Annotated in this window: 22 protein-coding genes; 15 read left to right on the top strand and 7 right to left on the bottom strand. The window is 71.5% G+C overall.

The features are described from left to right. Positions 1 to 175 precede the first annotated feature (175 nt). The gene (locus tag Q3W71_RS12445; protein ID WP_302919441.1) at positions 176 to 1,324 is read left to right on the top strand and encodes a thioester domain-containing protein; all 1,149 of its coding nucleotides are present in this window, start codon (positions 176 to 178) and stop codon (positions 1,322 to 1,324) included. A gap of 125 nt (positions 1,325 to 1,449) precedes the next feature. On the opposite strand, the gene Q3W71_RS12440 is transcribed toward Q3W71_RS12445, so the two are convergent. After that, positions 1,450 to 1,647 carry a PIG-L deacetylase family protein gene (locus Q3W71_RS12440; protein WP_302919440.1) on the bottom strand — a complete coding sequence of 66 codons (198 nt, stop codon included), beginning with the start codon at positions 1,645 to 1,647 and terminating at the stop codon, positions 1,450 to 1,452. A gap of 428 nt (positions 1,648 to 2,075) precedes the next feature. Between Q3W71_RS12440 and Q3W71_RS12435 the strand changes: the two genes are divergently transcribed. The 5 genes from Q3W71_RS12435 to Q3W71_RS12415 all read left to right on the top strand — a co-directional run bounded on the left by Q3W71_RS12435 (position 2,076) and on the right by Q3W71_RS12415 (position 7,817). Further along, complete coding sequence (locus Q3W71_RS12435; protein ID WP_302919439.1) at positions 2,076 to 3,719, top strand: ABC transporter substrate-binding protein; 1,644 nt, start codon at positions 2,076 to 2,078, stop codon at positions 3,717 to 3,719. Between the two features lie 146 nt (positions 3,720 to 3,865). After that, positions 3,866 to 4,792, top strand: coding sequence for an ABC transporter permease (locus Q3W71_RS12430; RefSeq protein WP_088991976.1), 927 nt, complete (start codon positions 3,866 to 3,868; stop codon positions 4,790 to 4,792). After that, positions 4,785 to 5,762, top strand: a complete 978-nt coding sequence (locus Q3W71_RS12425) for an ABC transporter permease (protein WP_302919438.1) — start codon at positions 4,785 to 4,787, stop codon at positions 5,760 to 5,762. Before Q3W71_RS12430 ends, Q3W71_RS12425 begins: the two co-directional genes overlap by 8 nt. Before the next feature lie 26 nt (positions 5,763 to 5,788). Then, the gene (locus Q3W71_RS12420) at positions 5,789 to 6,811 is read left to right on the top strand and encodes an ABC transporter ATP-binding protein (protein ID WP_302919687.1); all 1,023 of its coding nucleotides are present in this window, start codon (positions 5,789 to 5,791) and stop codon (positions 6,809 to 6,811) included. Further along, a complete protein-coding gene (locus Q3W71_RS12415) occupies positions 6,804 to 7,817 on the top strand; it encodes an ABC transporter ATP-binding protein (RefSeq protein WP_302919437.1) in 1,014 nt (337 codons plus the stop codon). The genes Q3W71_RS12420 and Q3W71_RS12415 overlap by 8 nt, the downstream gene beginning before the upstream one ends. 78 nt (positions 7,818 to 7,895) lie before the next feature. Here Q3W71_RS12415 and Q3W71_RS12410 read toward each other — a convergent pair whose 3' ends face one another. Further along, a complete protein-coding gene (locus Q3W71_RS12410) occupies positions 7,896 to 8,306 on the bottom strand; it encodes a chorismate mutase (protein WP_302919436.1) in 411 nt (136 codons plus the stop codon). Between the two features lie 287 nt (positions 8,307 to 8,593). On the opposite strand from Q3W71_RS12410, the gene pcrA reads away from it, so the two are divergent. Continuing rightward, entirely contained in the window at positions 8,594 to 10,999 is a 2,406-nt protein-coding gene (gene pcrA / locus Q3W71_RS12405) for a DNA helicase PcrA (protein ID WP_302919435.1), read from the top strand. Positions 11,000 to 11,079: 80 nt separating this feature from the next. Here the strand turns inward: pcrA and Q3W71_RS12400 are convergent, their stop codons facing one another. Together Q3W71_RS12400 and Q3W71_RS12395 are read right to left on the bottom strand one after the other, a co-directional pair. Further along, a complete protein-coding gene (locus Q3W71_RS12400; protein WP_302919686.1) occupies positions 11,080 to 11,775 on the bottom strand; it encodes a M23 family metallopeptidase in 696 nt (231 codons plus the stop codon). A gap of 337 nt (positions 11,776 to 12,112) precedes the next feature. Continuing rightward, positions 12,113 to 12,820 carry a M23 family metallopeptidase gene (locus tag Q3W71_RS12395; protein WP_302919434.1) on the bottom strand — a complete coding sequence of 236 codons (708 nt, stop codon included), beginning with the start codon at positions 12,818 to 12,820 and terminating at the stop codon, positions 12,113 to 12,115. 457 nt (positions 12,821 to 13,277) lie between these two features. Here Q3W71_RS12395 and Q3W71_RS12390 point away from each other — a divergent pair, with 457 nt between their 5' ends. From Q3W71_RS12390 to sucD, 3 genes are all read left to right on the top strand, one after another. After that, complete coding sequence (locus Q3W71_RS12390) at positions 13,278 to 13,682, top strand: cobalamin B12-binding domain-containing protein (RefSeq protein WP_302919433.1); 405 nt, start codon at positions 13,278 to 13,280, stop codon at positions 13,680 to 13,682. 469 nt (positions 13,683 to 14,151) lie between these two features. After that, positions 14,152 to 15,330, top strand: coding sequence for an ADP-forming succinate--CoA ligase subunit beta (gene sucC / locus Q3W71_RS12385; RefSeq protein ID WP_302919432.1), 1,179 nt, complete (start codon positions 14,152 to 14,154; stop codon positions 15,328 to 15,330). 2 nt (positions 15,331 to 15,332) lie between these two features. Continuing rightward, positions 15,333 to 16,220 (top strand): succinate--CoA ligase subunit alpha, encoded by an 888-nt coding sequence (gene sucD, locus Q3W71_RS12380; RefSeq protein ID WP_302919431.1) that lies wholly within the window; start codon positions 15,333 to 15,335, stop codon positions 16,218 to 16,220. Positions 16,221 to 16,268: 48 nt separating this feature from the next. Here the strand turns inward: sucD and Q3W71_RS12375 are convergent, their stop codons facing one another. After that, positions 16,269 to 16,526, bottom strand: a complete 258-nt coding sequence (locus Q3W71_RS12375; protein ID WP_302919430.1) for a DUF4190 domain-containing protein — start codon at positions 16,524 to 16,526, stop codon at positions 16,269 to 16,271. Positions 16,527 to 16,682: 156 nt separating this feature from the next. Here Q3W71_RS12375 and Q3W71_RS12370 point away from each other — a divergent pair, with 156 nt between their 5' ends. Beyond that, entirely contained in the window at positions 16,683 to 17,972 is a 1,290-nt protein-coding gene (locus Q3W71_RS12370) for a DUF6350 family protein (protein ID WP_302919429.1), read from the top strand. Positions 17,973 to 18,079: 107 nt separating this feature from the next. Here the strand turns inward: Q3W71_RS12370 and Q3W71_RS12365 are convergent, their stop codons facing one another. Continuing rightward, complete coding sequence (locus Q3W71_RS12365; protein ID WP_302919428.1) at positions 18,080 to 18,655, bottom strand: DUF4190 domain-containing protein; 576 nt, start codon at positions 18,653 to 18,655, stop codon at positions 18,080 to 18,082. A 27-nt stretch (positions 18,656 to 18,682) separates the two neighbouring features. Beyond that, on the bottom strand, positions 18,683 to 18,982 hold the full coding sequence (locus Q3W71_RS12360) for a CD225/dispanin family protein (protein ID WP_302919427.1): 300 nt from the start codon (positions 18,980 to 18,982) through the stop codon (positions 18,683 to 18,685). A 180-nt stretch (positions 18,983 to 19,162) separates the two neighbouring features. Between Q3W71_RS12360 and purN the strand changes: the two genes are divergently transcribed. The 4 genes from purN to mdh all read left to right on the top strand — a co-directional run bounded on the left by purN (position 19,163) and on the right by mdh (position 23,451). Further along, a complete protein-coding gene (gene purN / locus Q3W71_RS12355; RefSeq protein WP_302919426.1) occupies positions 19,163 to 19,783 on the top strand; it encodes a phosphoribosylglycinamide formyltransferase in 621 nt (206 codons plus the stop codon). Next, positions 19,780 to 21,351 (top strand): bifunctional phosphoribosylaminoimidazolecarboxamide formyltransferase/IMP cyclohydrolase, encoded by a 1,572-nt coding sequence (gene purH, locus Q3W71_RS12350; protein WP_302919425.1) that lies wholly within the window; start codon positions 19,780 to 19,782, stop codon positions 21,349 to 21,351. The genes purN and purH overlap by 4 nt, the downstream gene beginning before the upstream one ends. A 155-nt stretch (positions 21,352 to 21,506) precedes the next feature. Continuing rightward, on the top strand, positions 21,507 to 22,367 hold the full coding sequence (locus Q3W71_RS12345) for a bifunctional methylenetetrahydrofolate dehydrogenase/methenyltetrahydrofolate cyclohydrolase (protein WP_302919424.1): 861 nt from the start codon (positions 21,507 to 21,509) through the stop codon (positions 22,365 to 22,367). Positions 22,368 to 22,500: 133 nt separating this feature from the next. After that, positions 22,501 to 23,451 carry a malate dehydrogenase gene (gene mdh / locus Q3W71_RS12340; RefSeq protein ID WP_302919423.1) on the top strand — a complete coding sequence of 317 codons (951 nt, stop codon included), beginning with the start codon at positions 22,501 to 22,503 and terminating at the stop codon, positions 23,449 to 23,451. The last annotated feature ends 170 nt before the right edge of the window (positions 23,452 to 23,621 follow it).

Below are 23,621 nucleotides of genomic sequence, written 5' to 3'. Positions count from 1 at the left end.
CCCCGTCAATCCGGACAGATGCGACGGATCTGACCCGCAGGGGCTGACAAACGATCAATTCGCGTTTGATAATGCCCCGTCGCGTTCTCGCGCGCGGGTGGTGCGCATCCCGCGGGAACGGCGGCCCACGCAACCCGCCCGGAGCGGGTCATCCCTGGGGAGAGGTACACATCTCATGATCGGACAACGAGGACGGCGCTGGGCCCGGATCGCCCTGGGCGTCGTCGCCGGTGGTGCGCTGGCGCTCGGCTTCGCCGCGCCGGCCGCCGCCGAGCCGGCCACCGGCGTGGCCAAGTCGGTTCCGGGCAGCAAGGTCACCCTGCTGCTCAACGGCAAGGCAAAGCCGGTCAGCGCCCTGGCGCTGAAGATCGACGGGAAGACCCTGCCCGCGTTCTGCATCGACTACCACACCAACGTGGCGATCAACGGCAAGTACGCCGAGGGCACCTGGGACGAGTCCCAGGTGAAGAACCTCGGCAAGGTGCAGTGGGTGCTCACCCACGGCTACCCGAACGCCGACCCGGCCAAGCTGCTGGCGGCCGCCGGCGCCACCATGCCGGCGAACCTGGACGAGGTCAAGCGGAACAACCTGCTCTACTTCGGCACCCAGACCGCCGTCTGGCACTTCAGCGACGGCATCGAGCTGGGCGCCTGGGTCAAGGACAAGGGCCTGCTCGGCAAGCAGCAGTACGACGTGGTCAAGAAGGTGCACGACTACCTGGTGGCCAACGCCACCGACCAGCCCGAGCCGAAGGCCGAGCTGACCGTGGACCCGACCAGCGCCAAGGCGACCGTCGGTGAGAAGGCCGGCCCGTTCACGGTGAAGGGCCCGGCCGGCGAGATCACCCTCAAGGTCACCGGCGGCGTGGCCGTCGACGCCGAGGGCAAGCCGGTCACCGCCACCGCCAACGGCGGCAAGTTCTGGCTGACCGCCGAGGACGCCGGTGAGGTCGAGGTCACGCTGTCCGCCAAGGGTTCGGTCTCCTTCGGCCGGGTCTTCCTGTACACCGGCGGCAAGGCGCAGAAGCTGATCCTGGGCGGCAGCACCGACGAGACGGTGACCGCCAAGGCGGCCGCCACCTTCACCGCCGCCCCGTCGTCGCCGAGCCCGACGCCGACGCCGAGCACGCCGGCCGAATCGCCGTCGCCGTCGGCTCCGGCCGAGAGCCCGGCGCCGTCCACCTCGCCGGCCTCCAACGGCGGCGACCTGCCGCTGACCGGTTCCCCGATCGCCACCGCGATCACCGCCGGCCTGGTGCTGCTGGCCGCCGGCGCGGTCACCGTCCTGGTGGTCCGCCGCCGCAAGGTCCGCTTCACCGCCTGACCGGACCGCGGCTCGATCCCGGCCCCGGCACCCGCCCACCCAGGCGGGCGCCGGGGCCGTCGACGTGCTGGTCGTCCGAGCGGGGGTCTCGCCTGCCCCATGTCAGGCGATCGGGGGTAACTCGGTCACCGGACGGTGGCGGCCGTGGCCGGCCGGCGGCCCGTGCCGCCCCGGGTGGCCGTGAGGTACGCCACCTCGATGCCCTCGTCCACCCAGCTTGCTATTGTGCCCGCACAGCCGAAATCTGTATCGTCCGGATGGGCAAATACGGCCAGCGCGGAGCTGACTCCGGAGCGCGCCGGAGCCGGGGCGGGGAAGGTCACAACCGCTCAGCGCGCGCTCGTCGCAGCGCCCGGCGTGGGTGTATCTTCGCTGCTCAGGGCGGTGCCACCGAGCTGTTTCATGATCTTTTCTCAAGTATCGGCAACGTGGCGACCAACTAACGGCTTGATAACGGCACCTTCACGTAACGGGCAAGTGAGTGTCACAGTGGCAGCACCTCACCCCTCGCGTGAGGCACTCCGTACGACCTGCGACCACCCTCCGGCACCGCGAGCGGTGCGGTTGGTGGTCGTGACGTGTGCGCGTGCCGAGCTCGATGGATGAGGTGGCCCGGCGGATCGGTACCTCAGGGTGTCCCGATTTCTCTGCGGTAGGACCGGCGGCCCGCGTGCGGAGCCGACGGCGGCGTCACCCCCCAACGTGCGTGAAACCCACGACGAACCAGGTTAGAAAGAGGAGGCCCCTCGGAATGAGAGTCTCGAAGCGGGCAACGGGCGCGGTCGCGCTGGGCGCGGCTTTCGCGCTCGTCGCGTCCGGCTGCTCGGGCAGCGACAGCGACGGCGGCGACGCCGGCGCCAGCACCGACGGCGCGATCACCATCGAAGGCACCCAGCCGGAGAACCCCCTGGTGCCGTCGAACACCACCGAGACCGGTGGTGGCAAGATCATCGACTGGATGTGGACCGGCCTGGTCGAGTACCCCAACGACGGTGGTGCTCCGCGGAACGCTCTCGCCGAGTCGATCGAGACGACCGACTCCAAGGTCTACAAGATCAAGATCAAGGAGAACACGAAGTTCCACGACGGCACCCCCGTCAAGGCCAAGAACTTCGTGGACGCCTGGAACTGGGGCGCGTACTCCCCGAACGGTGCCCAGAACGGCAGCTTCTTCGCCGACATCGACGGCTTCACCGACGTCCACACCGAGGACCCGGACGGCGCCGAGGGCCCGCAGAAGGCCCCCGAGCCGACGGCCAAGGAGATGAAGGGCCTCAAGGTCCTGGACGACTGGAGCTTCGAGGTCACCCTCGCGGCCCCGACCGCCGTGTTCCCGACCAAGCTCGGCTACAGCACCTTCATGCCGCTGCCGGACGCCTTCTTCACCCAGAAGCCGGAAGAGTTCGGCCGCAAGCCGATCGGTAACGGCCCGGTGAAGTTCGTGTCGTGGGAAGACGACGTCATGATCAAGCTGACGCGCTTCGACGACTACCAGCTGCGCGACAAGATGAAGATCAAGGACGTCAACGTCAAGATCTACCAGGACGACACGGCCGCCTACAACGACCTGCTGTCCGGCAACATCGACTTCATGCAGCAGGTTCCGGTCTCCTCGCTCGCGGGCGACAAGTGGAAGACCGACCTGGGCGAGCGGGCGATCTCCTCGACCACCCCGTCGACCGGCATCATCGCCTTCCCGATCTACGACAAGCGCTTCCAGAACGCCAAGCTGCGCAAGGCGATCTCGCTGTCGATCAACCGCCAGGAGATCAGCGACAAGATCTTCTTCGGTAACCGGAAGCCGGCCGACAGCTGGGCCAACCCGCTGACCCCGGGTGCCGCTCCGGGCAACTGCACCTCCTGCCAGTTCAACCCGGAGGAGGCCAAGCGGCTCCTGGCCGAGGCTGGTGGCTTCTCGGGCAAGCTGACCCTGGCCTACAACGCGGACGCCAGCCACAAGGAGTGGATGGAGGCCGTCGCCCAGCAGATCAAGACCAACCTGCAGATCGACGCCGTCGCCGAGGGTGTGCCGACCTTCGCGGTGTTCCGCCAGAACATCAACGCCCACAAGATGACCGGCATGTACCGCGCCGGCTGGCAGCAGGACTACCCGGACGTGGAGAACTGGGTCAACCCGCTCTACGTGACCGGTGGTTCCTCGAACGACGGCCTGTACAGCAACAAGGAGGTCGACCGCCTGGCCAAGGAGGCCAGCAGCGCGCCGAGCCTCGAGGCCTCGCACGCCAAGTTCGCCGAGGCGGTCAAGCTCATCGACCAGGACGTTCCGTCGGTGCCGATCTACTTCGGTGGCCAGCAGTCCGGCCACTCGGAGAAGATCAAGAAGCTCGAGCTGACCAACGTCGGCGAGCTCGACATCACCTCGGTCGAGCTCTGATCCGAACGGTCTGACCCCGGGTCGGGCTCACCTACCGGTGGGCCCGACCCGGGCCGTTCCGTGAGGAGGTGTTACAACATCTCCCCGCAAGGTCTGTCATCCCCGTGTCGGCCGTCCGACGCGCCCCCTGTCTGGAGGACCACCCCATGGGCCGTTATCTGTTGAGACGGCTGCTCCAACTCATTCCGGTCTTCATCGGCACCACGTTCCTCATCTACTGGCTCGTGTGGTCGGTGCCGGGCGACCCGTTCGCCGGCAAGTGCGGTGAGCGCGCTTGCCCGGACGCGTACGTCAACATGATGACCGAGAAGTTCAAGCTGAACGAGAACATTTTCGTCCAGTACGGCAACTACATGCAGAACCTGTTCCAGGGCGACTTCGGCACCACCTTCGGTGGCCGGCCGATCGGCGACATCATCGCCACGTCGTACCCGAACACGCTGAAGCTGGCCGTGGTCGCCCTCGCCATCGAGGCCCTCATCGGTCTCACTGCGGGCGTGCTGACCGGCCTGCGTCGCAACGGGTTCCTGGACAACCTGGTTCTCGTCTCCACCCTGTTCCTGATCGCGCTGCCGGTCTTCGTCATCGGCTTCGTGCTCCAGTGGGTGCTGGGTGTGCAGTGGGGCATCGTCAAGCCGACCGTCTCCAACGAGATGCGGATCTCCGAGCTGATCGTGCCCGGCTTCGTACTGGGCAGCGCCTCCATGGCCTACATCGCGCGGGTGTCGCGGACGAGCATCGCCGAGAACCGGCGGGCCGACTACGTGCGCACGGCGATCGCCAAGGGCCTGCCGATGCGCCGGGTGGTCGGGGTGCACCTGCTGCGCAACTCCCTCATCCCGGTCGTCACGCTGCTCGGCACCGACCTCGGCGCCCTGATGGGCGGCGCCATCGTCACCGAGGGCATCTTCGGCATCAACGGGATCGGTCGCCAGGTCTTCCGAGCGATCGTCACCAAGGAGAGCGCTACCGTTGTCTCCATCGTGGTGGTCCTGGTGCTGGTCTACCTGCTGATGAACCTGCTGGTCGACCTGCTCTACGCCGCCCTGGACCCGAGGATCCGCTATGAGTGACCCGAGCACCGCATCGATCGTCAGCACCCCCCGTGCCGAGCAGCCGAGCCAGATCGGCGCGCCGGCCGACGCGGGGCTGCCGGAGAACGCCCGCAAGGAGAAGCCGCGGGGTCTGCTCGGCGACGCCTGGCAGGATCTGCGTCGCAAGCCGCTGTTCTGGATCTCGGCCACGTTCATCGTGATCTTCCTGGTGATGGCGGCGTTCCCGTCGCTGTTCACCAACGGCGACCCGGTCAACGGCGCGCTGTCGCGCAGCCGGGTGGAGCCGGGGGCCGACGGCTGGTTCGGCTACGACGTGCAGGGCCGCGACGTGTACGCCCGGGTCATCTACGGCGCCCGCGCCTCGATCGTGGTGGCGGTGCTCTCGGTGGCCGGTACGCTGCTGATCGGCGGCACCATGGGGATCATCGCCGGCTACCGCGGCGGCTGGGTGGACGGCCTGCTGTCCCGGATCGCCGATGTCTTCTTCGGCCTGCCGTTCGTGCTCGGCGCTATCGTCATCCTGACCACCTTCAACGGTTCGGGCACCGACAACAGCACCCCGGAGATCATGGGTCTGGTGATCCTCTCCCTGACGGTGCTGAGCTGGCCGGTGGTGATGCGGCTGATGCGCTCCTCGGTGCTGGCCACCAAGGAGGCGGACTACATCGTGGCCGCGCGGGCGCTGGGTGCCGGCACCGGCCGGATCATCCTGAAGCACCTGCTGCCGAACTGCCTGGCGCCGCTGCTGGTGTACGGCACGATCATGGTGGGTTCGTTCATCGGCGCCGAGGCGACGCTGTCCTTCCTGGGCGTCGGCCTGAAGACCCCGGTGGTGTCCTGGGGCATCATGATCAGTGAGGCGCAGCAGTACATCCGCGTCTCGCCGTTCCTGCTCTTCTTCCCCGCCGCGTTCCTCGTCACCGCCGTGCTGAGCTTCGTGATGCTCGGCGAGGCGGTCCGCGAGGCCCTCGATCCGAAACTCCGCTAGGGGCGATTCAGTTGTCCGACATTCTCGTGTCCGAGCAGTCCGCGGCAGGCGCCTCCGGGCGGCCCGCCGGCCGGCTGCTGGAGGTCGACGACCTGCGCGTGGAGTTCCGTACCCGGGACGGCGTCGCCAAGGTCATCAACGGGGTCACGTACCACGTCGACGCGGGGGAGACCCTCGCCGTGCTCGGCGAGTCCGGCTCCGGTAAGAGCGTCACCGCCCAGACGATCATGGGCATCCTGGACACGCCCCCCGGCTTCGTCACCGGTGGTCAGGTCCGTTTCCACGGCAAGGACATGCTGACCATGTCCGCCGAGGAGCGTCGCCGCATCCGCGGCGAGGGGATCGCCATGATCTTCCAGGACGCGCTCTCCGCGCTCAACCCGGTTTTCACCGTCGGCTTCCAGATCGCCGAGCAGTTCCGGGTTCGGCGCGGCCTGGGCCGCGCCGAGGCCAAGAAGCGCGCGATCGAGATGCTCGACCAGGTCAAGATCCCGAACGCCAAGGGCCGGTTCAACAACTACCCGCACCAGTTCTCCGGCGGTATGCGGCAGCGCGCCATGATCGCGATGTCGCTGGCGCTCGACCCGGAGGTGCTGATCGCGGACGAGCCGACCACGGCGCTGGACGTGACGGTGCAGGCCCAGATCATGGACCTGCTGGCCGAGCTCCAGCGGGAGCGGCAGATGGGCCTGATCCTGATCACCCACGACCTCGGCGTGGTCGCCGACGTCGCGGACCGGATCGCTGTCATGTACGCCGGCCGGATCGTCGAGGAAGCCAACGTGTACGACCTGTACGCCAAGCCGGCGCACCCGTACACCCTCGGCCTGCTCAACTCGATCCCCCGGCTGGACGAGAAGGGGCAGCAGCTCCGGACGATCAAGGGCCTCCCGCCGAACCTGATGAACATCCCGCCGGGCTGCCCGTTCAACCCGCGTTGCCCCATGGCGCAGCCGGTCTGCCGGGAGAAGATCCCGCCGCTGCTGCAGGTGGGTGCCGGCCGGGCCAGCGCCTGCCACTTCGCCGAGGAGCTGGTGAACCGTGACTGAGAACATCCTCGAGGTCCGTGACCTGGTCAAGCACTACCCCGTCACCCGCGGCGTGGTGTTCAAGAAGACCATCGGTCACGTCAAGGCCGTCGACGGGGTCTCCTTCGACCTGCGGGCCGGCGAGACCCTCGGCGTGGTGGGCGAGTCCGGTTGCGGCAAGTCGACGCTGGCCCGGGTGCTGATGAACCTGGAGCGGCCGACCGCCGGCAGCGTGCACTACAAGGGACAGGACATCTCCAAGCTCTCCGGCGGCGCGCTGCGGCGGCTGCGCCGGCAGATCCAGCTGGTGATGCAGGACCCGTACACCTCGCTGAACCCGCGGATGACGGTCGGTGACCTGATCGGCGAGCCGTTCGAGATCCACCCGGAGGTGGCGCCGAAGGGCAGCCGCCGGAACAAGGTCAAGGAACTGCTCGACCTGGTGGGCCTCAACCCGGAGCACATCAACCGGTACCCGCACCAGTTCTCCGGCGGTCAGCGGCAGCGCATCGGCATCGCCCGGGCGCTGGCCCTGCGGCCCGAGATCATCGTCTGCGACGAGCCGGTGTCGGCGCTGGACGTGTCGATCCAGGCCCAGGTGATGAACCTGCTCGAGCAGCTGCAGAGCGAGTTCAACCTGTCCTACGTGTTCATCGCGCACGACCTGTCGGTGGTGCGGCACCTCTCCGACCGGGTCGCGGTGATGTACCTCGGCAAGATCGTCGAGGTCGGCACCGAGGACGAGATCTACGAGCGGCCGACGCACCCGTACACCCAGGCGCTGCTGTCGGCGGTGCCGGTGCCGGACCCGACCGTGCGGGACAACAAGGCGATCATCCGCCTCACCGGTGACGTGCCGTCGCCGGTGAGCCCGCCCTCGGGCTGCCGGTTCCGCACCCGGTGCTGGAAGGCACAGGACGTCTGCGCCGAGCAGGTGCCGCTGCTGGAGATCCGGCGGGGCTCGGACCACCCGAGCGCCTGCCACTTCGCCGAGAAGCGGGAGATCGTCGCCACCCACGAGGCGTGACACCGCCGGAACCGCCTGCCCGCGTCGCCACGACGCCGGCAGGCGGTTCCGCGTCTGCGGGGCCCGCTGGCGGACGACTCAGAGCGGCCCGCGGCCGGCGCGGAGCAGCAGCAGCGCCAGCTGCGTGCCGTCCGCGCCGAGGGCGACCCGGAAACGCTCCAGGATCTCCCGCTCGCGGGCGAGCACCAGGCGGGTGCCGCCGGAGGCCATCCGGGTCGCCCCGACCTCCTGGGAGAGCCGGGCGCGCTCCTGCCACAGCTCGATGAGCGCCCGGTCGATCTCGTCGATCCGCTCGCGGATCTCCACGATCCGGGCGGCGGCGGACGGTTCCAGGGTGCCGGTGCCCGGCACGGCCGCACCGGCCGGGCCGGGTTGGGCCGCCGTGCCGTTGGCGGCCGCGCCGTCGGCCGGGCTGTCGGCGTCCGTGCCGGCGCCGCCCGCGCCGGGCCGGGCCGGTCCGCCGCTCTGCTCCACCACGTCTGTCATCATCGGGTACCCCTCGCGCTGTGGTGCCCTGGTGCCGGGATCCCGGGACGGAAAAAGCCCCGGGCTCCAGGAGCCCGGGGCTTTTCGTAGGTCTGGTTGATCAGGCGCGACCTACGGCTGCCGGACTCCCGGGGCCGTAGTAAAAGTAGAAGCGCTGACCGAACACGCCGTCGAGTATGCCGCCCGGCGCGCGTCCGGCGCAAGGAAACCGGCGACCCCGGTCGCCGGTGGCGGCCCGCCGGGCGTCCACGGCGGGAAGTGTCCGGCCGGCGGCATAGACTCGCCGTGCGATGCATCCTCTCTTCGACATCCCCGCGTCCCCGCCCGCGCCGACGCCCACGCCGACGCCCGCGCGGCGCCCCGGGGCCACCGCTGCCCGCCTGGACCCGCAGGCCCTGCTCACCGGCCTGAACGGGCCGCAGCGCGACGCGGTCACCCACGCCGGCTCGCCGCTGCTGATCGTGGCCGGCGCCGGCTCGGGGAAGACCCGGGTGCTCACCCACCGGATCGCCTACCTGCTCGCCGCGCGCGACGTGCACCCGGGCGAGATCATCGCGATCACCTTCACCAACAAGGCCGCCGGCGAGATGAAGGAACGGGTGGCCGCCCTGGTCGGGCCGCGCGCCCGGCTGATGTGGGTGTCGACCTTCCACTCCGCGTGCGTCCGCATCCTGCGCGCCGAGCACGAGCACGCCGGGCTGAAGTCGACCTTCTCCATCTACGACGCCGACGACTCGCGCCGGTTGATGCAACTGGTCGCCCGCGAGCTGGATCTCGACCCGAAGCGCTACCCGGCGCGCGGGCTGGCGGCCCAGGTCTCCAACCTGAAGAACGAGCTGGTCGACCCGGAGGAGTTCGCCGGCCGCGCCAAGGGCCCCAACGAGCGGGCGCTGGCCGAGGCATACACGCTCTACCAGCGGCGGCTGCGCGAGGCGCACGCGCTGGACTTCGACGACCTGATCATGACGACGGTGCACCTGCTCCAGTCGCACCCGCACGTGGCGGAGACCTACCGCCGGCGGTTCCGGCACGTGCTGGTCGACGAGTACCAGGACACCAACCACGCCCAGTACGTGCTGATCAAGGAGCTGGTCTCCGGCACCGAGGGGCTGGAGCCGGCCGAGCTCTGCGTGGTCGGCGACGCCGACCAGTCGATCTACGCGTTCCGCGGCGCGACGATCCGCAACATCCTGGAGTTCGAGCGGGACTTCACCGACGCCCGGACGATCCTGCTGGAGCAGAACTACCGCTCCACCCAGACCATCCTCAACGCGGCCAACGCGGTGATCGACCGGAACACCTCGCGCAAGCCGAAGCGGCTGTGGAGCGACGCCGGGGCCGGCGAGCAGATCGTCGGCTACGTCGCCGACACCGAGCACGCCGAGGCGGACTGGGTGGCCCGGGAGATCGACCGGCTGGTCGACGCGGGCGACACCCGCCCCGGCGACGTCGCGGTCTTCTACCGCACCAACGCCCAGTCCCGGGTCTTCGAAGAGGTGTTCATCCGGGTCGGCCTGCCCTACAAGGTGGTCGGCGGGGTGCGCTTCTACGAGCGCAAGGAGGTCCGCGACGCGCTGGCCTACCTGCGGGCCGTGGTCAACGACGACGACACGGTGAGCCTGCGCCGGATCCTGAACACCCCGCGCCGGGGCATCGGCGACCGCGCCGAGGCGTGCGTGGAGGCGCTCTCCAGCCGTGACCGGATCTCCTTCGGCGCCGCGCTGCGCCGGGCCAAGGACGCGCCCGGCATCTCCACCCGGGCGGCCAACGGCATCGCCGAGTTCGTCGCCCTGCTCGACGGCGCGCGCGAGCTGGCCGAGACCGGCACCCCCGAGGAGGTGCTGGAGGCGCTGCTGACCCGCTCGGGCTACCTCACCGAGCTGGAGGAGAGCCTCGATCCGCAGGATGCCGGCCGGGTCGACAACCTCCAGGAACTGGTCAGCGTCGCCCGGGAGTACACCGAGCGGGTCGAGGCGCTCGGCGCCGAGGGGGAACGGGCCACCGTGGCCGGGTTCCTGGAGCAGGTGGCGCTGGTCGCCGACGCCGACCAGGTGCCCACCGACGACCCCGACCACCAGGGCGTGGTCACCCTGATGACCCTGCACACCGCCAAGGGGCTGGAGTTCCCGGTGGTGTTCCTGACCGGGCTGGAGGACGGCGTCTTCCCGCACCTGCGCTCGCTGGGCGACACCCGCGAGCTGGAGGAGGAGCGCCGGCTGGCGTACGTCGGCATCACCCGGGCCCGGCAGCGGCTCTACCTCTCCCGGGCGGTGACCCGCTCGGCCTGGGGTGCGCCGGCCTACAACCCGCCCTCCCGGTTCGTCGAGGAGCTGCCGCCGGAGCTGGTGCGCTGGGAGCGCACCGAGGGGTCGTACACCTCGTGGGGCGGCGGGGGCGGCGGCGTCGGCGGCCGCGCGGACCGCACGCCCGGCGGACGCGGCGGCTTCACCGGCGGTACGCCCAAGGCGGCGCAACTGGCCAAGCGGCTCGGGGTCGACGGCAGCCGGCTCGCCACCGCGAGCGAGCTGCCACAGGGGCCGAAGGTGGCCGCGGGTGACCGGGTCAACCACCAGCGCTACGGGCTGGGCCGGGTGCTCGCGGTGGAGGGGCACGGCCCGAGCGCCCGGGCGCAGATCGACTTCGGCGACCAGACGATGTGGCTGGTGCTGCGGCACGCGCCGCTCGACAAGCTCTGAGCCGGCGTCGCCCGGCCCGGGCGGGTGCCGGGCCGGGCAACGCCTCGGGGGAGCGCAGCGACGGGACTGGATGCCGTGGGTCAGCAGGCCACGTCGATACCCCGGGCGCGCAGGAACGGCGCGGGGTCGATCTGGTTCCACATCTGCCCCTTGTGCACCTCGAAGTGCAGGTGCGGGCCGGTGGAGTCGCCGGTGGAGCCCTCGTAGCCGATGACCTCGCCGGCGCCGACCCTGTCACCCACGCCGACCGCCGTGCGGCTCTGGTGCGCGTAGTGGGTCAGGTAGCCGTTGCCGTGGTCGATGAAGACCGAGATGCCGTACCCGTCGCCGGCGTCGCCGGCCTTGACCACGGTGCCGCCGAAGGCGGCGCGGATGGGGGTGCCGGCGGGCATGGCGAAGTCGATGCCGGCGTGCAGGGTGCCCCACCGCTGGCCGTAGCAGGAGGTGATCTCGGCGCCCTTCATCGGGATGACCCAGGTCGGCTTCGGCTTGGCCTTCGGCTTCGGCTTGCCGGTGGTCGCCTTCGGGCTGGGCTTCGCGGACGGGCTGGCCGTCGACGGGCTGGGCGTGGGGGAGGCGGTCGGGGTGGCCGGTGCGGTGGACTCGCGGGCGGACCGGTCGGCGCGGGCGGCGGCCTCGGCGCGGGCCTGCGCGTCCAGGGAGACGGCGGCCGGGGTGCTGTCGTCGGCGCCGGTGGTCGCCACGGCGACGCCGCCGAGGCCGAGGGCGACCAGGACACCCGCCCCGATGGCCACCTGCCGGGTGCGCCCGCCCATCCGCCGCCGGTGCCGGGCTGGGGCGTTCGGGGTCTTCTCGTTCTGGATGGAGCTGTCTTCCTGCACGGTTGACCTTCACAGTCGAGGGGCACTTGACCTCGAAATACTGGTGTCGGCCGGATCCGCGCGGGGTACCGGGACGGTGGCGGCGGCCTCCGGCGCGGACGGGCACCGACGGCTATGTCCGCTTACAGCCGAGCTTGTCCGAATAAGTGATCATGCAGCTCCGTGCCCTGCGTCACATCCGCAACTGTGACCCGGGAGACTTTCCGGCTCGACCGGCAACGAAAACCGCCCGGATCGGCAGATCCGGGCGGTCATCGGTCGATACGCAGCGTCAGGAAGCGGCTACCTCGTTGTAGATCGCCTCGACCTGTAGCTGGATGTCCACTCCGCGGTCCTGGAGGTAGGGCACCGGATCCTGCGGCTCGCCCTTGACATGGATCTCCAGGTGCAGGTGCGAGCCGTAGGAGTGGCCGGTGTTGCCGACCAGGCCGAGCTGGTCGCCGGCCTTGACCTGCTGACCCTCCTGGACGCTCAGCGCGGAGGAGTGGCCGTAGATGGCCTCGCTGCCGTCGGCGTGCTGGACGATCACGGTGTAGCCGTAGCCGCCCCACCAGCCGGCCTTCGTGACGGTGCCGTCGTGGATGGCGACGTACGGGGTGCCCTCGGGGGCGACCAGGTCGACGCCGGTGTGCAGCTTGCCCCAGCGCATGCCGTAGGGGGACTTGAAGTCGTAGCCCTGCAGGGGCAGCAGCCAGACCTCAGGTTCCGCGGCCTCCTCGCGCCCGCTGTCGCGGGAGGCGCGCTCGGCGGAGTCGGCGCGGGCGGCCGCGTCCTGGCTCAGCGTGGAGGCCGCCTTGAGCTCGTCGAGGACCGACGGGTTGACGCTCTTCGCGTCCGGCATGGCTCCCGCGCCGAGAGCCACCACACCGGCTCCGACGAACGCGGTGGTGACGACGGCCGCGTAGCGGCTCCGCGGGGGGGTGGGTACGCGGCGGCGGCCGCGATATCGATCGGGCTCAGACGACAGGCGCTGGCGCACGCACACCCTCCGTTGTCGGGGTCTCGAAGCGGTCGTGCCGGCGTTCGTGAAGCGGTGGTGAACGTCTGCTGACCGCGTCGCCACCCGTCCGTGGACCTGATGACAACCGTGGACACGGTAGCCAACCACCAGACGAGTCACAAGCCGGAGCGCCGAATTGGTGCTGCGTTCTGTCCAAATGCGTCCGCGATTGTCATGCCTCGTACCCGTCGATCGGCGCCCCCGTTACTGCCCGTTCGTCGCGGAGCGTGACCGAACGGCGGAGTCGTCCGGCTTGACGGCCGGTCGCGTTCCGGGCATGGGGCGCGGGATCCCGCTTCCGTGGGCCGGCACGGCCGCCCGGCCCACCCGGCGCCGGCGGGCGCCGGCGGCTTCGCGGCCCGGATTTCCCGGCGCCGGCCCGGCGGGTTACCGTTCGTTCAGGTGAAGCCGCGAAGCCGGTGAAAGGGATGCGCAGATGAGCTCTCGTGTTCGGGTCGTCGTCGCCAAGCCGGGCCTGGACGGCCACGACCGCGGCGCCAAGGTCGTCGCGCGTGCCCTCCGGGACGCCGGTATGGAGGTCATCTACACCGGTCTGCACCAGACCCCGGAGCAGATCGTGGAGACCGCGATCCAGGAGGACGCCGACGCGGTCGGCCTCTCCGTGCTCTCCGGGGCGCACATGACGCTCTTCCGCCGGGTGCTGGAGCTGCTCGCCGAGCGGGACGCCCGGGACATCGTGGTGTTCGGCGGCGGCATCATCCCGGACGCCGACATCCCCGAGCTGGAGCAGCTCGGCGTCGCCAAGATCTTCACGCCGGGCGCGACCACGCAGTCCATCGTCGAGTGGGTGCGGGCGAACGTGGCGCAGCCGGTCGGCTGACCCGCCGCCGCATCGACCGTGGTCGTCGGGCGGGCGACTGACGGAGCCGGGTGCCGGGCGAACGGCCCGGCGGGCGCCGGAGACGGGGGAGGGGCCGGACGCACCCCTCACACGTCCGGCCCCTCTATGCACGATGCCCCGCCGCCACCCCTCGACCGACAGGGCATCGGCCGTCTCCCGTCTTCGCGCTTGAGCAGCGCTCCGACACCTGACTCAACGACGCCCCCGGCGGGGGGTTACGCACTCGGGTGAACATCCCCCGGACGATTGACGGCCGCGCCAACCGGGCCCGCCCGGCGGGCGGCTGTGCATTACCGCACACCGCGCACCCGCTCGGTTGCCGGCGGTGCCCACCTCGCTAGGCTGCGCCCAATGGCCTGCTTCAACTGATGACAGGCGTCAAACTGTTTTCCATAACGCTGGTGGCGGCGCGACGGCGCGCCGCGGAGACGGGACGGGACGCGCAAACGTGGACCTGTACGAGTACCAGGGGCGGGACCTGTTCGAGCGGCACGGCTTGCCCGTGCTCGCCGGCGGCGTCGCCACGACCCCGGAGGAGGCCCGCGCGATCGCCGAACGCCTCGGCGGTCGGGTGGTCGTCAAGGCGCAGGTGAAGGTCGGCGGCCGGGGCAAGGCCGGCGGCGTCAAGCTGGCCGAGGGCGCGGATGAGACGGTGGCCCGGGCCACCGACATCCTCGGCATGGACATCAAGGGCCACACCGTCCACAAGGTCATGATCACCGTGACCGCGGACGTGGCCGAGGAGTACTACTTCTCCTACCTGCTGGACCGGGCGAACCGCACCTTCCTCTGCATCGCCAGCGTCGCCGGCGGGATGGACATCGAGCAGGTCGCCGCGGAGACCCCGGAGAAGGTCGTCAAGGCCCCGATCGACGCGGTCGAGGGCGTGGACGAGGCCAAGGCGCGCGAGATCGTCACCGCCGCCGGCTTCCCGGCCGAGGTCGCCGACCAGGTCGTCGAGGTCGCCGTGGGGCTGTGGAAGGCCTTCGTCGCCGAGGACGCCACCCTGGTCGAGGTGAACCCGCTGGCCAAGACCGGCGACGGCAAGCTGCTGCTGCTCGACGCCAAGATCAGCCTGGACGAGAACGCCGCCTTCCGGCACCCGGACCACGAGGCGCTGGTCGACCAGGCCGCGGTGGACCCGCTGGAGCAGGCCGCCAAGGAGAAGGACCTCAACTACGTCAAGCTCGACGGCGAGGTCGGCATCATCGGCAACGGCGCGGGTCTGGTCATGTCGACCCTCGACGTGGTCGCGTACGCCGGTGAGCGGCACGGCGGCGTCAAGCCGGCCAACTTCCTCGACATCGGCGGCGGCGCGAGCGCCGCGGTGATGGCGAACGGGCTGGAGATCGTCCTCTCCGACCCGTCGGTCAAGAGCGTCTTCGTCAACGTCTTCGGCGGCATCACCGCCTGCGACGCGGTCGCCAACGGCATCGTGCAGGCGCTGGAGCTGCTGGAGCAGCGCGGCGAGCAGGTCACCAAGCCGCTCGTCGTCCGGCTCGACGGCAACAACGCCGAGGCCGGCCGGGCGATCCTCGACGGCGCGAACAACCCGCTGATCGAGCGGGTCGACACCATGGATGGCGCGGCCGAGCGGGCCGCCGAGCTGGCCGCTGCGGGGGTCTGACAATGGCTATCTGGCTGACCAAGGACTCGAAGGTCATCGTGCAGGGGATGACCGGCTCCGAGGGTTCCAAGCACACCCGGCGGATGCTGGCCGCCGGCACCACCATCGTCGGCGGCGTCAACCCGCGCAAGGCGGGTCAGACGGTCGACTTCGACGGCACCGAGCTGCCGGTCTTCGCCGGCGTGGCGGACGCGATGAAGGAGACCGGGGCGGACGTCACGGTCATCTTCGTGCCGCCGCAGTTCACCAAGGCCGCGGTGATCGAGGCGATCGACGCCGGCATCGACCTGGCCGTGGTGATCACCGAGGGCGTGCCGGTGCACGACACCGCCGCGTTCTGGGCGTACAACGTGGCCAAGGGCGGCAAGACCCGGATCATCGGCCCGAACTGCCCCGGCATCGCCTCGCCGGGCGCCTCCAACGCCGGCATCATCCCGGCCGACATCACCGGCTCCGGCCGGATCGGCCTGGTCAGCAAGAGCGGCACGCTGACCTACCAGATGATGTACGAGCTGCGCGACATCGGCTTCTCCACCTGCGTCGGCATCGGTGGCGACCCGATCATCGGCACCACGCACATCGACGCCCTCGCCGCGTTCGAGGCCGACCCGGACACCGACGCGATCGTCATGATCGGTGAGATCGGCGGCGACGCCGAGGAGCGGGCCGCCGAGTTCATCAAGGCGAACGTGACCAAGCCGGTGGTCGGCTACATCGCCGGCTTCACCGCCCCGCCCGGCAAGACCATGGGGCACGCCGGCGCCATCATCTCCGGCTCGGCGGGCACCGCCGAGGCGAAGAAGGAGGCCCTGGAGGCGGTCGGCGTCAAGGTCGGCAAGACGCCGACCGAGACCGCGAACCTGATGCGGGAGATCATGTCCGCCGGCTGACCGGACGGCAGACGGAGCGAGGGGGTCGACCGGGTCCGGTCGGCCCCCTCAGTCGTTCCAGCCCGGGTAGTTGCCGGTGGCCCGCAGGATCGCGCTGCCGATGATATTGATCACGCCGAAGGTGATGGCCAGGTAGCCGAGCACCGGCGACTGGCCGGACCGCTTCGCGTCCCGGATGGACAGCCAGCCGAAGACGATGCCCAGGATGCCGCAGCAGAGCAGGCCGGTGAGGATGCCCAGGATGCCCCAGAGGGTGGTGCGGTCCCGGCCCCGGGCGGGCGGGGGCGGTGGATACGGAGCGTTCACGGCTTTCCTCCGGACGGTCGGTGCCGCGACTGCGGTCGCGCCCTGGGCCGAGGCTAAACCGGATCCGGGGCCGGAGGCGGTGGATCACCGAACTCGCCGCCGGCACGGGGCGGTATCGGACTGCCGTCACCCGCGCGGCATGCCAGAGTAGACGTGATGTCCTCCGTCACCCCTGACCAGCCCAGCCGTCCCGTCGACGTCGACCCCGACGCCCGGCCGTCCGGCCGGGCCGCTGCGGGTCCGCGGGTGCCCGCCCCCCGGGGCGGGGAGCCGCCCCGCAGCCGGGCGCCGCTCGCCGTCGCCGCCGGGGTGGCCGCCGGGTGGGCGGCGATCACCTCGTGCCTGCCCGTCGTCGTGGTGCTCTGGCTGTTCCAACTCAGCGAGGACGCCGCGTCCCTGCTCGGCGCCGTGCGCGCCGGGCTGGCCGGCTGGCTGCTCGGGCACGGGGTCCCGCTGGAGACCAGCGCCGGCCCGGTCGGGCTGGCCCCGCTGGCGCTGACCGCGCTGGCGGCCTGGCGGCTCACCCGGGCCGGGGTGCACACCAGCCGGGCGATCGGCGCCCGCGGCAGCCGCTCGGCACCCCGGGCGGTCGCCGCGGCCGGCGCGGTCGGTGTCGCGTACGCCCTGCTCGGCGTGCTCGCCGCGGTGGCGGTCGGTACCGGCGGTCCCGACGTGTCGCCGGTACGGGCGGGGATCACGCTGGGGGTGTTCGGCGCGCTCGCCGCCCTGGTCGGCGCCGCCCGCACCACCGGGGTGGCCGGCCTGCTCGCCGCGCGCGCCCCGGCGCCGCTGCGCGACGGGCTGCGCACCGGTCTGGTCGCCGGGCTGCTGCTGCTCGCCGCGGGCGGCGGCGCGGCCGGGCTCGCCGTGGCGACCGGCGGCGGGGACGCCGCCGACATGATCGGCGCCTACCGCACCGGGGTGGCCGGGCAGGCCGGGATCACCCTGGTCAGCCTCGCCTACGCGCCGAACGCCACGGTCTGGTCGACCAGCTACCTGCTCGGCCCGGGCTTCGCGGTGGGCACCGACACGGCGGTACGCACCAGCGAGGTCTCGGTCGCCGCGCTGCCGGCCGTACCGCTGCTGGCCGGCCTGCCGCGCGGCCCGGTCGACGGGCTGGGCGCCGGGCTGCTCGCGGTGCCGGTGCTCGCCGGGATGGCGGCGGGCTGCCTGCTGGCCCGCCGGCTGGTCCGGCTGGCCGCCGAGGAGCGGGCGACGCTCGGCTGGGGCGGGGTGCTCGGGCCGGCGGCGCTCGCCGGTCCGGTGGCCGGCCTGCTGCTCGGCGCGGCGGCCGCCGCCTCCGCCGGTCCGCTCGGCGGCGGCCGGCTGGCCGAGATCGGCCCGGTCGGCTGGCAGGTGGCCGCCGTGGCGACCGCGGTGGTCGGGGTCGGCGCGCTGCTCGGCGCCGCCACCACCAAGGTGCTCGCCCGCCCCGCCATGCGCTGAGGCCACGCCGGCGGCGTGCGGTGCCGCCCGACGGGTGCCGGGCGACCCGGGAAACGGCGAGGGGCGCCCCGGACGGATCCGGGACGCCCCTGCGTCGTGCGGTGGGGTCAGGACTGGGTCGGCAGGGCGACGTTGGCCACGACCCCCAGGATGATGAGCAGGATGCCCAGTCCGGCGCCGACGGCGCCGCAGATCAGGCCGGCCTTGGCCTGGCCGGCGTTGGACGCCAGCCCCTGGGTCGCCTTCTGCTTGCCCAGGTAACCGGTCACCACGGCGGCGATGCCGACCGGGATGCCCAGGTAGAAGCAGCAGACCAGCGGGATCGACGCGATGCCGAGGATCAGCGACACCAGGCCGAGGGTGTTCTGCTGCCCCTGCGACTGTGGGTAGCCGGCGCTCGGGTAGGTCGGCGCGGCGCCGTACGGCTGCTGCTGCTGGGCGTACGGGTCCTGGTACGGCTGCTGCTGGCCGTAGGGCTGGCCGGAGGTGGGCTGCTGGCCGTACGGGGCGGCGGGCGGCTGGCCGTAGGGGTCGTTCGGCTGGCCGTAGGGCTGGCCGGAGGTCGGCTGCTGGCCGTACGGGGCGGCCGGCGGCTGGGCGTAGGGGTCGTTCGGCTGGCCGTAGGGCTGGCCCGAGGTGGGCTGCTGGCCGTACGGGTCCTGACCGGGCTGTCCGGGTTGCATGTCGAAGAAGCTCCTCGGCTAGGTGTGTCAGTTGGTGCTGCTGGTGTCGGCGCTGAGCAGCCCGGCGAGGCCGCCGAGCAGGCAGCACACCAGGACGATCACGTACCAGCCGATGCCGACGATCAGGGCCCACTTGGACCACTTCTTCGACTCGGCGGCGGCGGCCTGCGCGCCGGCGTAGTCACCCTGCTGGAGCAGCGGGTTGACCTTGGAGGCGTTGATGATGGCCGGGATGGCCAGCGGCCAGAACAGGAAGATCGCGACGATCGACATCGCCATGTTGTTGTTGATCTGCGGCGGCTGCTGGGGCTGGTATCCGGGCTGCATCGTGCGGGACTCCTCTTCCACCGACACGACTCGCGTGCCGGGTTCACTGACGGGGTGCGGACCGGACGTGCGCCCAGCCCGAGCGACGGGCAGCGTACCTGGTTCCGGCGGGCTTGGCTGTCAGCGAATGTCGCGCCGCCCAACGGATGGGCGCGCTGACCTGCCGGATAGGGTGACCGGGTGACCGAGCCCGCGTCCGCAGCCCGCATCGTCGTCCTGGTCTCCGGCTCCGGCAGCAACCTCCAGGCGCTGCTGGACGCCTGCGCCGATCCGGCGTACGGCGCGCGGGTGGTGGCCGTCGGCGCCGACCGGCCCGGCACGGGTGGCGTGCGGCGTGCGGCGGCGGCCGGCGTACCGACCTTCGTGGACGAGCTGAAGGCGTACCCCTCCCGCGAGGACTGGGACGCCGCGCTCACCGCGCACGTCGCCGAGCACCGGCCCGACCTGGTCATCTCCGCCGGTTTCCTCAAGCTGGTCGGCCCGCACTTCCTGGCCGCGTTCGGCGACCGCTACCTCAACACGCACAACACCCTGCTGCCGGCGTTCCCCGGCATCCACGGCCCGCGCGACGCCCTCGCCTACGGGGTGAAGATCACCGGGGCCACCCTCTTCTTCGTCGACGCCGGGATGGACACCGGCCCGATCGTCGCGCAGGTCGCCGTGCCGGTACTCGACGACGACGACGTGGAGACGCTCACCGAGCGCATCAAGGAAGCCGAGCGGCGCCAGCTCGTCGAGCAGGTGGGCCGCCTGGTCCGCGAAGGTTGGACGATCACCGGAAGAAAGGTCACGGTCCCGTGAGTTCCACTCAGGACGAGCGCCGCCCGATCAGGCGGGCGCTGGTCAGCGTCTACGACAAGACCGGCCTGGTCGAGCTGGCCCGAGCCCTGCACGCGGCCGGGGTGGAGCTCGTCTCGACCGGCAGCACGGCGGCCACCATCGCCGGCGCCGGGGTGCCGGTGACCCCGGTGGAGACGGTGACCGGCTTCCCGGAGATCCTCGACGGCCGGGTCAAGACCCTGCACCCGAAGATCCATGGTGGACTCCTGGCCGACCTGCGCAAGGAGTCGCACACCGCCCAGCTCGACGAGCACGGCATCGCGGGCATCGACCTGCTGGTGTCCAACCTCTACCCGTTCCAGGCCACTGTCGCCTCCGGCGCCTCCGCCGACGAGTGCGTGGAGCAGATCGACATCGGCGGCCCGGCGATGGTCCGGGCGGCGGCCAAGAACCACGCCTCGGTCGCCGTGGTCACCGATCCGGCGGCGTACCCGGCGCTGCTGGCCGCCCTCGACGAGGGCGGGTTCACGCTGGCCCAGCGCCGCGCCCTGGCCGCCCGTGCCTTCGCCGACATCGCCGAGTACGACGTGGCCGTCGCCGAGTGGTTCGCCACCACGCTGGCCCCGCCCGCCGACGGGTGGCCGCGCTTCGCCGGGCTGGCCCTGCGCCGCGAGGCGGTGCTGCGCTACGGCGAGAACCCGCACCAGGAGGCCGCCGTGTACGCCGACCCGGCGAGCCCGCCCGGGCTGGCCCAGGCCGAGCAGCTGCACGGCAAGGAGATGTCCTACAACAACTACGTCGACGCGGACGCCGCCTGGCGGGCCGCCAACGACTTCCCGGACCAGCCGGCGGTGGCGATCATCAAGCACGCCAACCCGTGCGGGATCGCGGTGGGCGCGGACGTGGCCGAGGCGCACCGCCGGGCGCACGCCTGCGACCCGGTCTCCGCGTACGGCGGGGTGATCGCGGTGAACCGCCCGGTGAGCGTGGCGATGGCCCGGCAGGTCGCCGAGATCTTCACCGAGGTCGTGGTGGCGCCTGGCTACGACGAGGGCGCGCTGGAGCTGCTCCGGGCCAAGAAGAACGTGCGGCTGCTGCGCGCGCCGGAGTACGACCCGCTGCCGGCGGAGTGGCGGCAGGTCACCGGCGGCGTGCTGGTGCAGCTGCGGGACCGGATCGACGCCGCCGGCGACGACCCGGCGAACTGGCGGCTCGCCACCGGCGAGGCGGCCGACGAGGCGACCCTGCGGGACCTGGTCTTCGCCTGGCGGGCGGTGCGCGCGGTGAAGAGCAACGCGATCCTGCTGGCCAGGGAGGGCGCCTCGGTCGGCGTCGGGATGGGCCAGGTCAACCGGGTCGACTCCGCGCAGCTCGCGGTCAGCCGGGCCGGCGCGGACCGGGCGCGGGGCTCGGTCGCCGCCTCCGACGCGTTCTTCCCGTTCGCCGACGGCCCGAAGATCCTCATCGAGGCCGGCGTACGGGCGATCGTGCAGCCGGGCGGCTCGATCCGCGACGAGGAGGTCATCGCCGCCTGCAAGCAGGCCGGCGTCACCATGTACCTGACCGGCACCCGCCACTTCTTCCACTGACGCCCGCCCTCCGGGGTCGCCTTGATCATGGAGTTGTCGACCGTCCCGCCGGCGTGTCGTGCCACCAACTTCATGATCAGCGGCCCCGGGCGGAAGTCGTGGTCCGTTGATCGAGGTCACCGTTCGGGAGCCGTCCGCCGTGAGACGATCTGGGCGTGACGGCGACGCTTCTGGACGGTAAGGCGACCGCGGCCGAGATCAAGGACGAGCTGCGCGTGCGGGTGAAGGCCCTGGCCGAACGCGGCATCACCCCGGGGCTGGGCACGGTGCTGGTCGGCGCCGATCCGGGCTCGCAGGCGTACGTCGACGGCAAGCACCGCGACTGCGCCGAGGTGGGGATCGCGTCCATCCGCCGGGAACTGCCCGCCGACGCGACCCAGCAGCAGGTCGACGAGGTGCTCGCCGAGCTGAACGCCGATCCGGCCTGCCACGGCTACATCGTCCAGCTGCCGCTGCCGGCCCAGCTCGACACCCAGCGGGTGCTCGAGCTGGTCGACCCGGAGAAGGACGCCGACGGTCTGCACCCGGTGAACCTGGGCCGGCTGGTGCTCGGCTACGACGCCCCGCTGCCGTGCACCCCGCGCGGCATCGTCGAGCTGCTCCGCCGGCACGACGTGGCGCTGCGCGGGGCGAAGGTGGCCGTGGTCGGCCGGGGCAACACGGTCGGCCGCCCGCTCGGCCTGCTGCTGACCCGGCGCAGCGAGAACGCCACCGTCACGCTCTGCCACACCGGCACCCTCGACCTGGCCGCGCACACCCGGGCCGCCGACATCGTGATCGTGGCGGCCGGGGTGCCCGGGCTGCTCACCGCGGACATGGTCACCCCGGGCGCGGTGGTGGTCGACGTCGGCATCACCCGGGTGATCGGTCCGGACGGCAAGGGCCGCTACACCGGGGACGTGGCCGCCGAGGTCGCCGAGGTGGCCGGGGCGCTGGTGCCGATGCCCGGCGGCGTCGGCCCGATGACCCGGGCGATGCTGCTCACCAACGTGGTCGAGCGCGCCGAGCGGGGCTGACCGGCCGCGCCCGCCGGCCCGGCGAAACCGCCTTCCGCCCATCGAGGTCATAACCGTCCGCCCCTGGCCGGATCGGTGCCAGGATGACTGATACGGTCCGGAAAACCGACTGGTATCAGGGAGTGGGACGACCATGGGTAAGAAGGTCACTGTCGTCGGCGCCGGTTTCTACGGCTCGACCACCGCGCAGCGCCTGGCCGAGTACGACGTCTTCGACACCGTCGTGATCACCGACATCGTGGAGGGCAAGCCCGCCGGTCTCGCCCTGGACCTCAACCAGTCGCGCGCGATCGAGGGCTTCGAGACCAAGGTCGTCGGCGTGACCACCGGCCCGAACGGCGAGGGCTACGAGGCGATCGAGGGCTCGGACGTCGTGGTGATCACCGCCGGTCTGCCGCGCAAGCCGGGCATGAGCCGGATGGACCTGCTCGAGACGAACGCCAAGATCGTCCGTCAGGTCTCCGAGAACGTCGCCAAGTACGCCCCGAACGCCGTGGTCATCGTGGTGTCCAACCCGCTGGACGAGATGACCGCGCTGGCCCAGCTCGCCACGCAGTTCCCGAAGAACCGGGTGCTCGGCCAGGCCGGCATGCTGGACACCGCGCGGTTCACCAACTTCGTGGCGGAGGCGCTGAACGTACCGGTGAAGTCGGTGAAGACGCTGACCCTCGGCTCGCACGGCGACACCATGGTGCCGGTGCCGTCGAAGAGCACGGTGAACGGCAAACCGCTGCGCGACGCGATGCCGGCCGAGCAGATCGAGGAGCTGGTCGTGAAGACCCGCAACGGTGGCGCCGAGGTGGTCGCGCTGCTCAAGACCGGCTCGGCGTACTACGCCCCGTCGGCCGCGGCCGCCCGGATGGCCAAGGCCGTCGCGGAGGACTCCGGCGAGGTCATGCCGGTCTGCGCCTGGGTCGACGGCCAGTACGGCATCTCCGGCGTCTACCTGGGCGTCGAGGCCGAGATCGGCGCCGAGGGCGTGAAGCGGGTCGTCGAGACCGACCTGGACGCCGACGAGCTGGCCAGCCTGAAGGAGGCCGCCGAGGCCGTCCGCGCCAAGCAGGCCGACGTCGCCAACATGTGACCTGAGCACCACCTCCGGATGGGGCACGCCGCACCCGGCGTGCCCCTTCCGCCGTCTCCGCCCCCACCCATGCGGTTGACCATGAAGTTGTTGTCGCCCGCGTCGGCGTGTCGCGGCAACACCTTCATGATCAACGCGGCGACCCCGGCCAGCGGGGGAGGGGGCGGTGG

This window comes from Micromonospora sp. C28SCA-DRY-2, assembly GCF_030519475.1.
Taxonomy (GTDB): Bacteria; Actinomycetota; Actinomycetes; order Mycobacteriales; family Micromonosporaceae; genus Micromonospora.
The sequence above is the reverse complement of the archived record's forward strand: the minus strand, read 5'-3'. Positions and strand labels throughout refer to the sequence as shown.

What these genes read in the sequence shown, in the direction of transcription:
- mdh (WP_302919423.1), top strand. Translation starts at nt 22,501, where the DNA reads ATGGGTAAGAAGGTCACTGTCGTCGGCGCCGGTTTCTACGGCTCGACC.
- Q3W71_RS12410 (WP_302919436.1), bottom strand. Translation starts at nt 8,306, where the DNA reads ATGATGACAGACGTGGTGGAGCAGAGCGGCGGACCGGCCCGGCCCGGC.
- pcrA (WP_302919435.1), top strand. Translation starts at nt 8,594, where the DNA reads ATGCATCCTCTCTTCGACATCCCCGCGTCCCCGCCCGCGCCGACGCCC.
- Q3W71_RS12390 (WP_302919433.1), top strand. Translation starts at nt 13,278, where the DNA reads ATGAGCTCTCGTGTTCGGGTCGTCGTCGCCAAGCCGGGCCTGGACGGC.
- Q3W71_RS12435 (WP_302919439.1), top strand. Translation starts at nt 2,076, where the DNA reads ATGAGAGTCTCGAAGCGGGCAACGGGCGCGGTCGCGCTGGGCGCGGCT.
- Q3W71_RS12370 (WP_302919429.1), top strand. Translation starts at nt 16,683, where the DNA reads ATGTCCTCCGTCACCCCTGACCAGCCCAGCCGTCCCGTCGACGTCGAC.
- Q3W71_RS12400 (WP_302919686.1), bottom strand. Translation starts at nt 11,775, where the DNA reads ATGGGCGGGCGCACCCGGCAGGTGGCCATCGGGGCGGGTGTCCTGGTC.
- Q3W71_RS12360 (WP_302919427.1), bottom strand. Translation starts at nt 18,982, where the DNA reads ATGCAGCCCGGATACCAGCCCCAGCAGCCGCCGCAGATCAACAACAAC.
- Q3W71_RS12425 (WP_302919438.1), top strand. Translation starts at nt 4,785, where the DNA reads ATGAGTGACCCGAGCACCGCATCGATCGTCAGCACCCCCCGTGCCGAG.
- sucD (WP_302919431.1), top strand. Translation starts at nt 15,333, where the DNA reads ATGGCTATCTGGCTGACCAAGGACTCGAAGGTCATCGTGCAGGGGATG.
- Q3W71_RS12365 (WP_302919428.1), bottom strand. Translation starts at nt 18,655, where the DNA reads ATGCAACCCGGACAGCCCGGTCAGGACCCGTACGGCCAGCAGCCCACC.
- Q3W71_RS12445 (WP_302919441.1), top strand. Translation starts at nt 176, where the DNA reads ATGATCGGACAACGAGGACGGCGCTGGGCCCGGATCGCCCTGGGCGTC.
- Q3W71_RS12430 (WP_088991976.1), top strand. Translation starts at nt 3,866, where the DNA reads ATGGGCCGTTATCTGTTGAGACGGCTGCTCCAACTCATTCCGGTCTTC.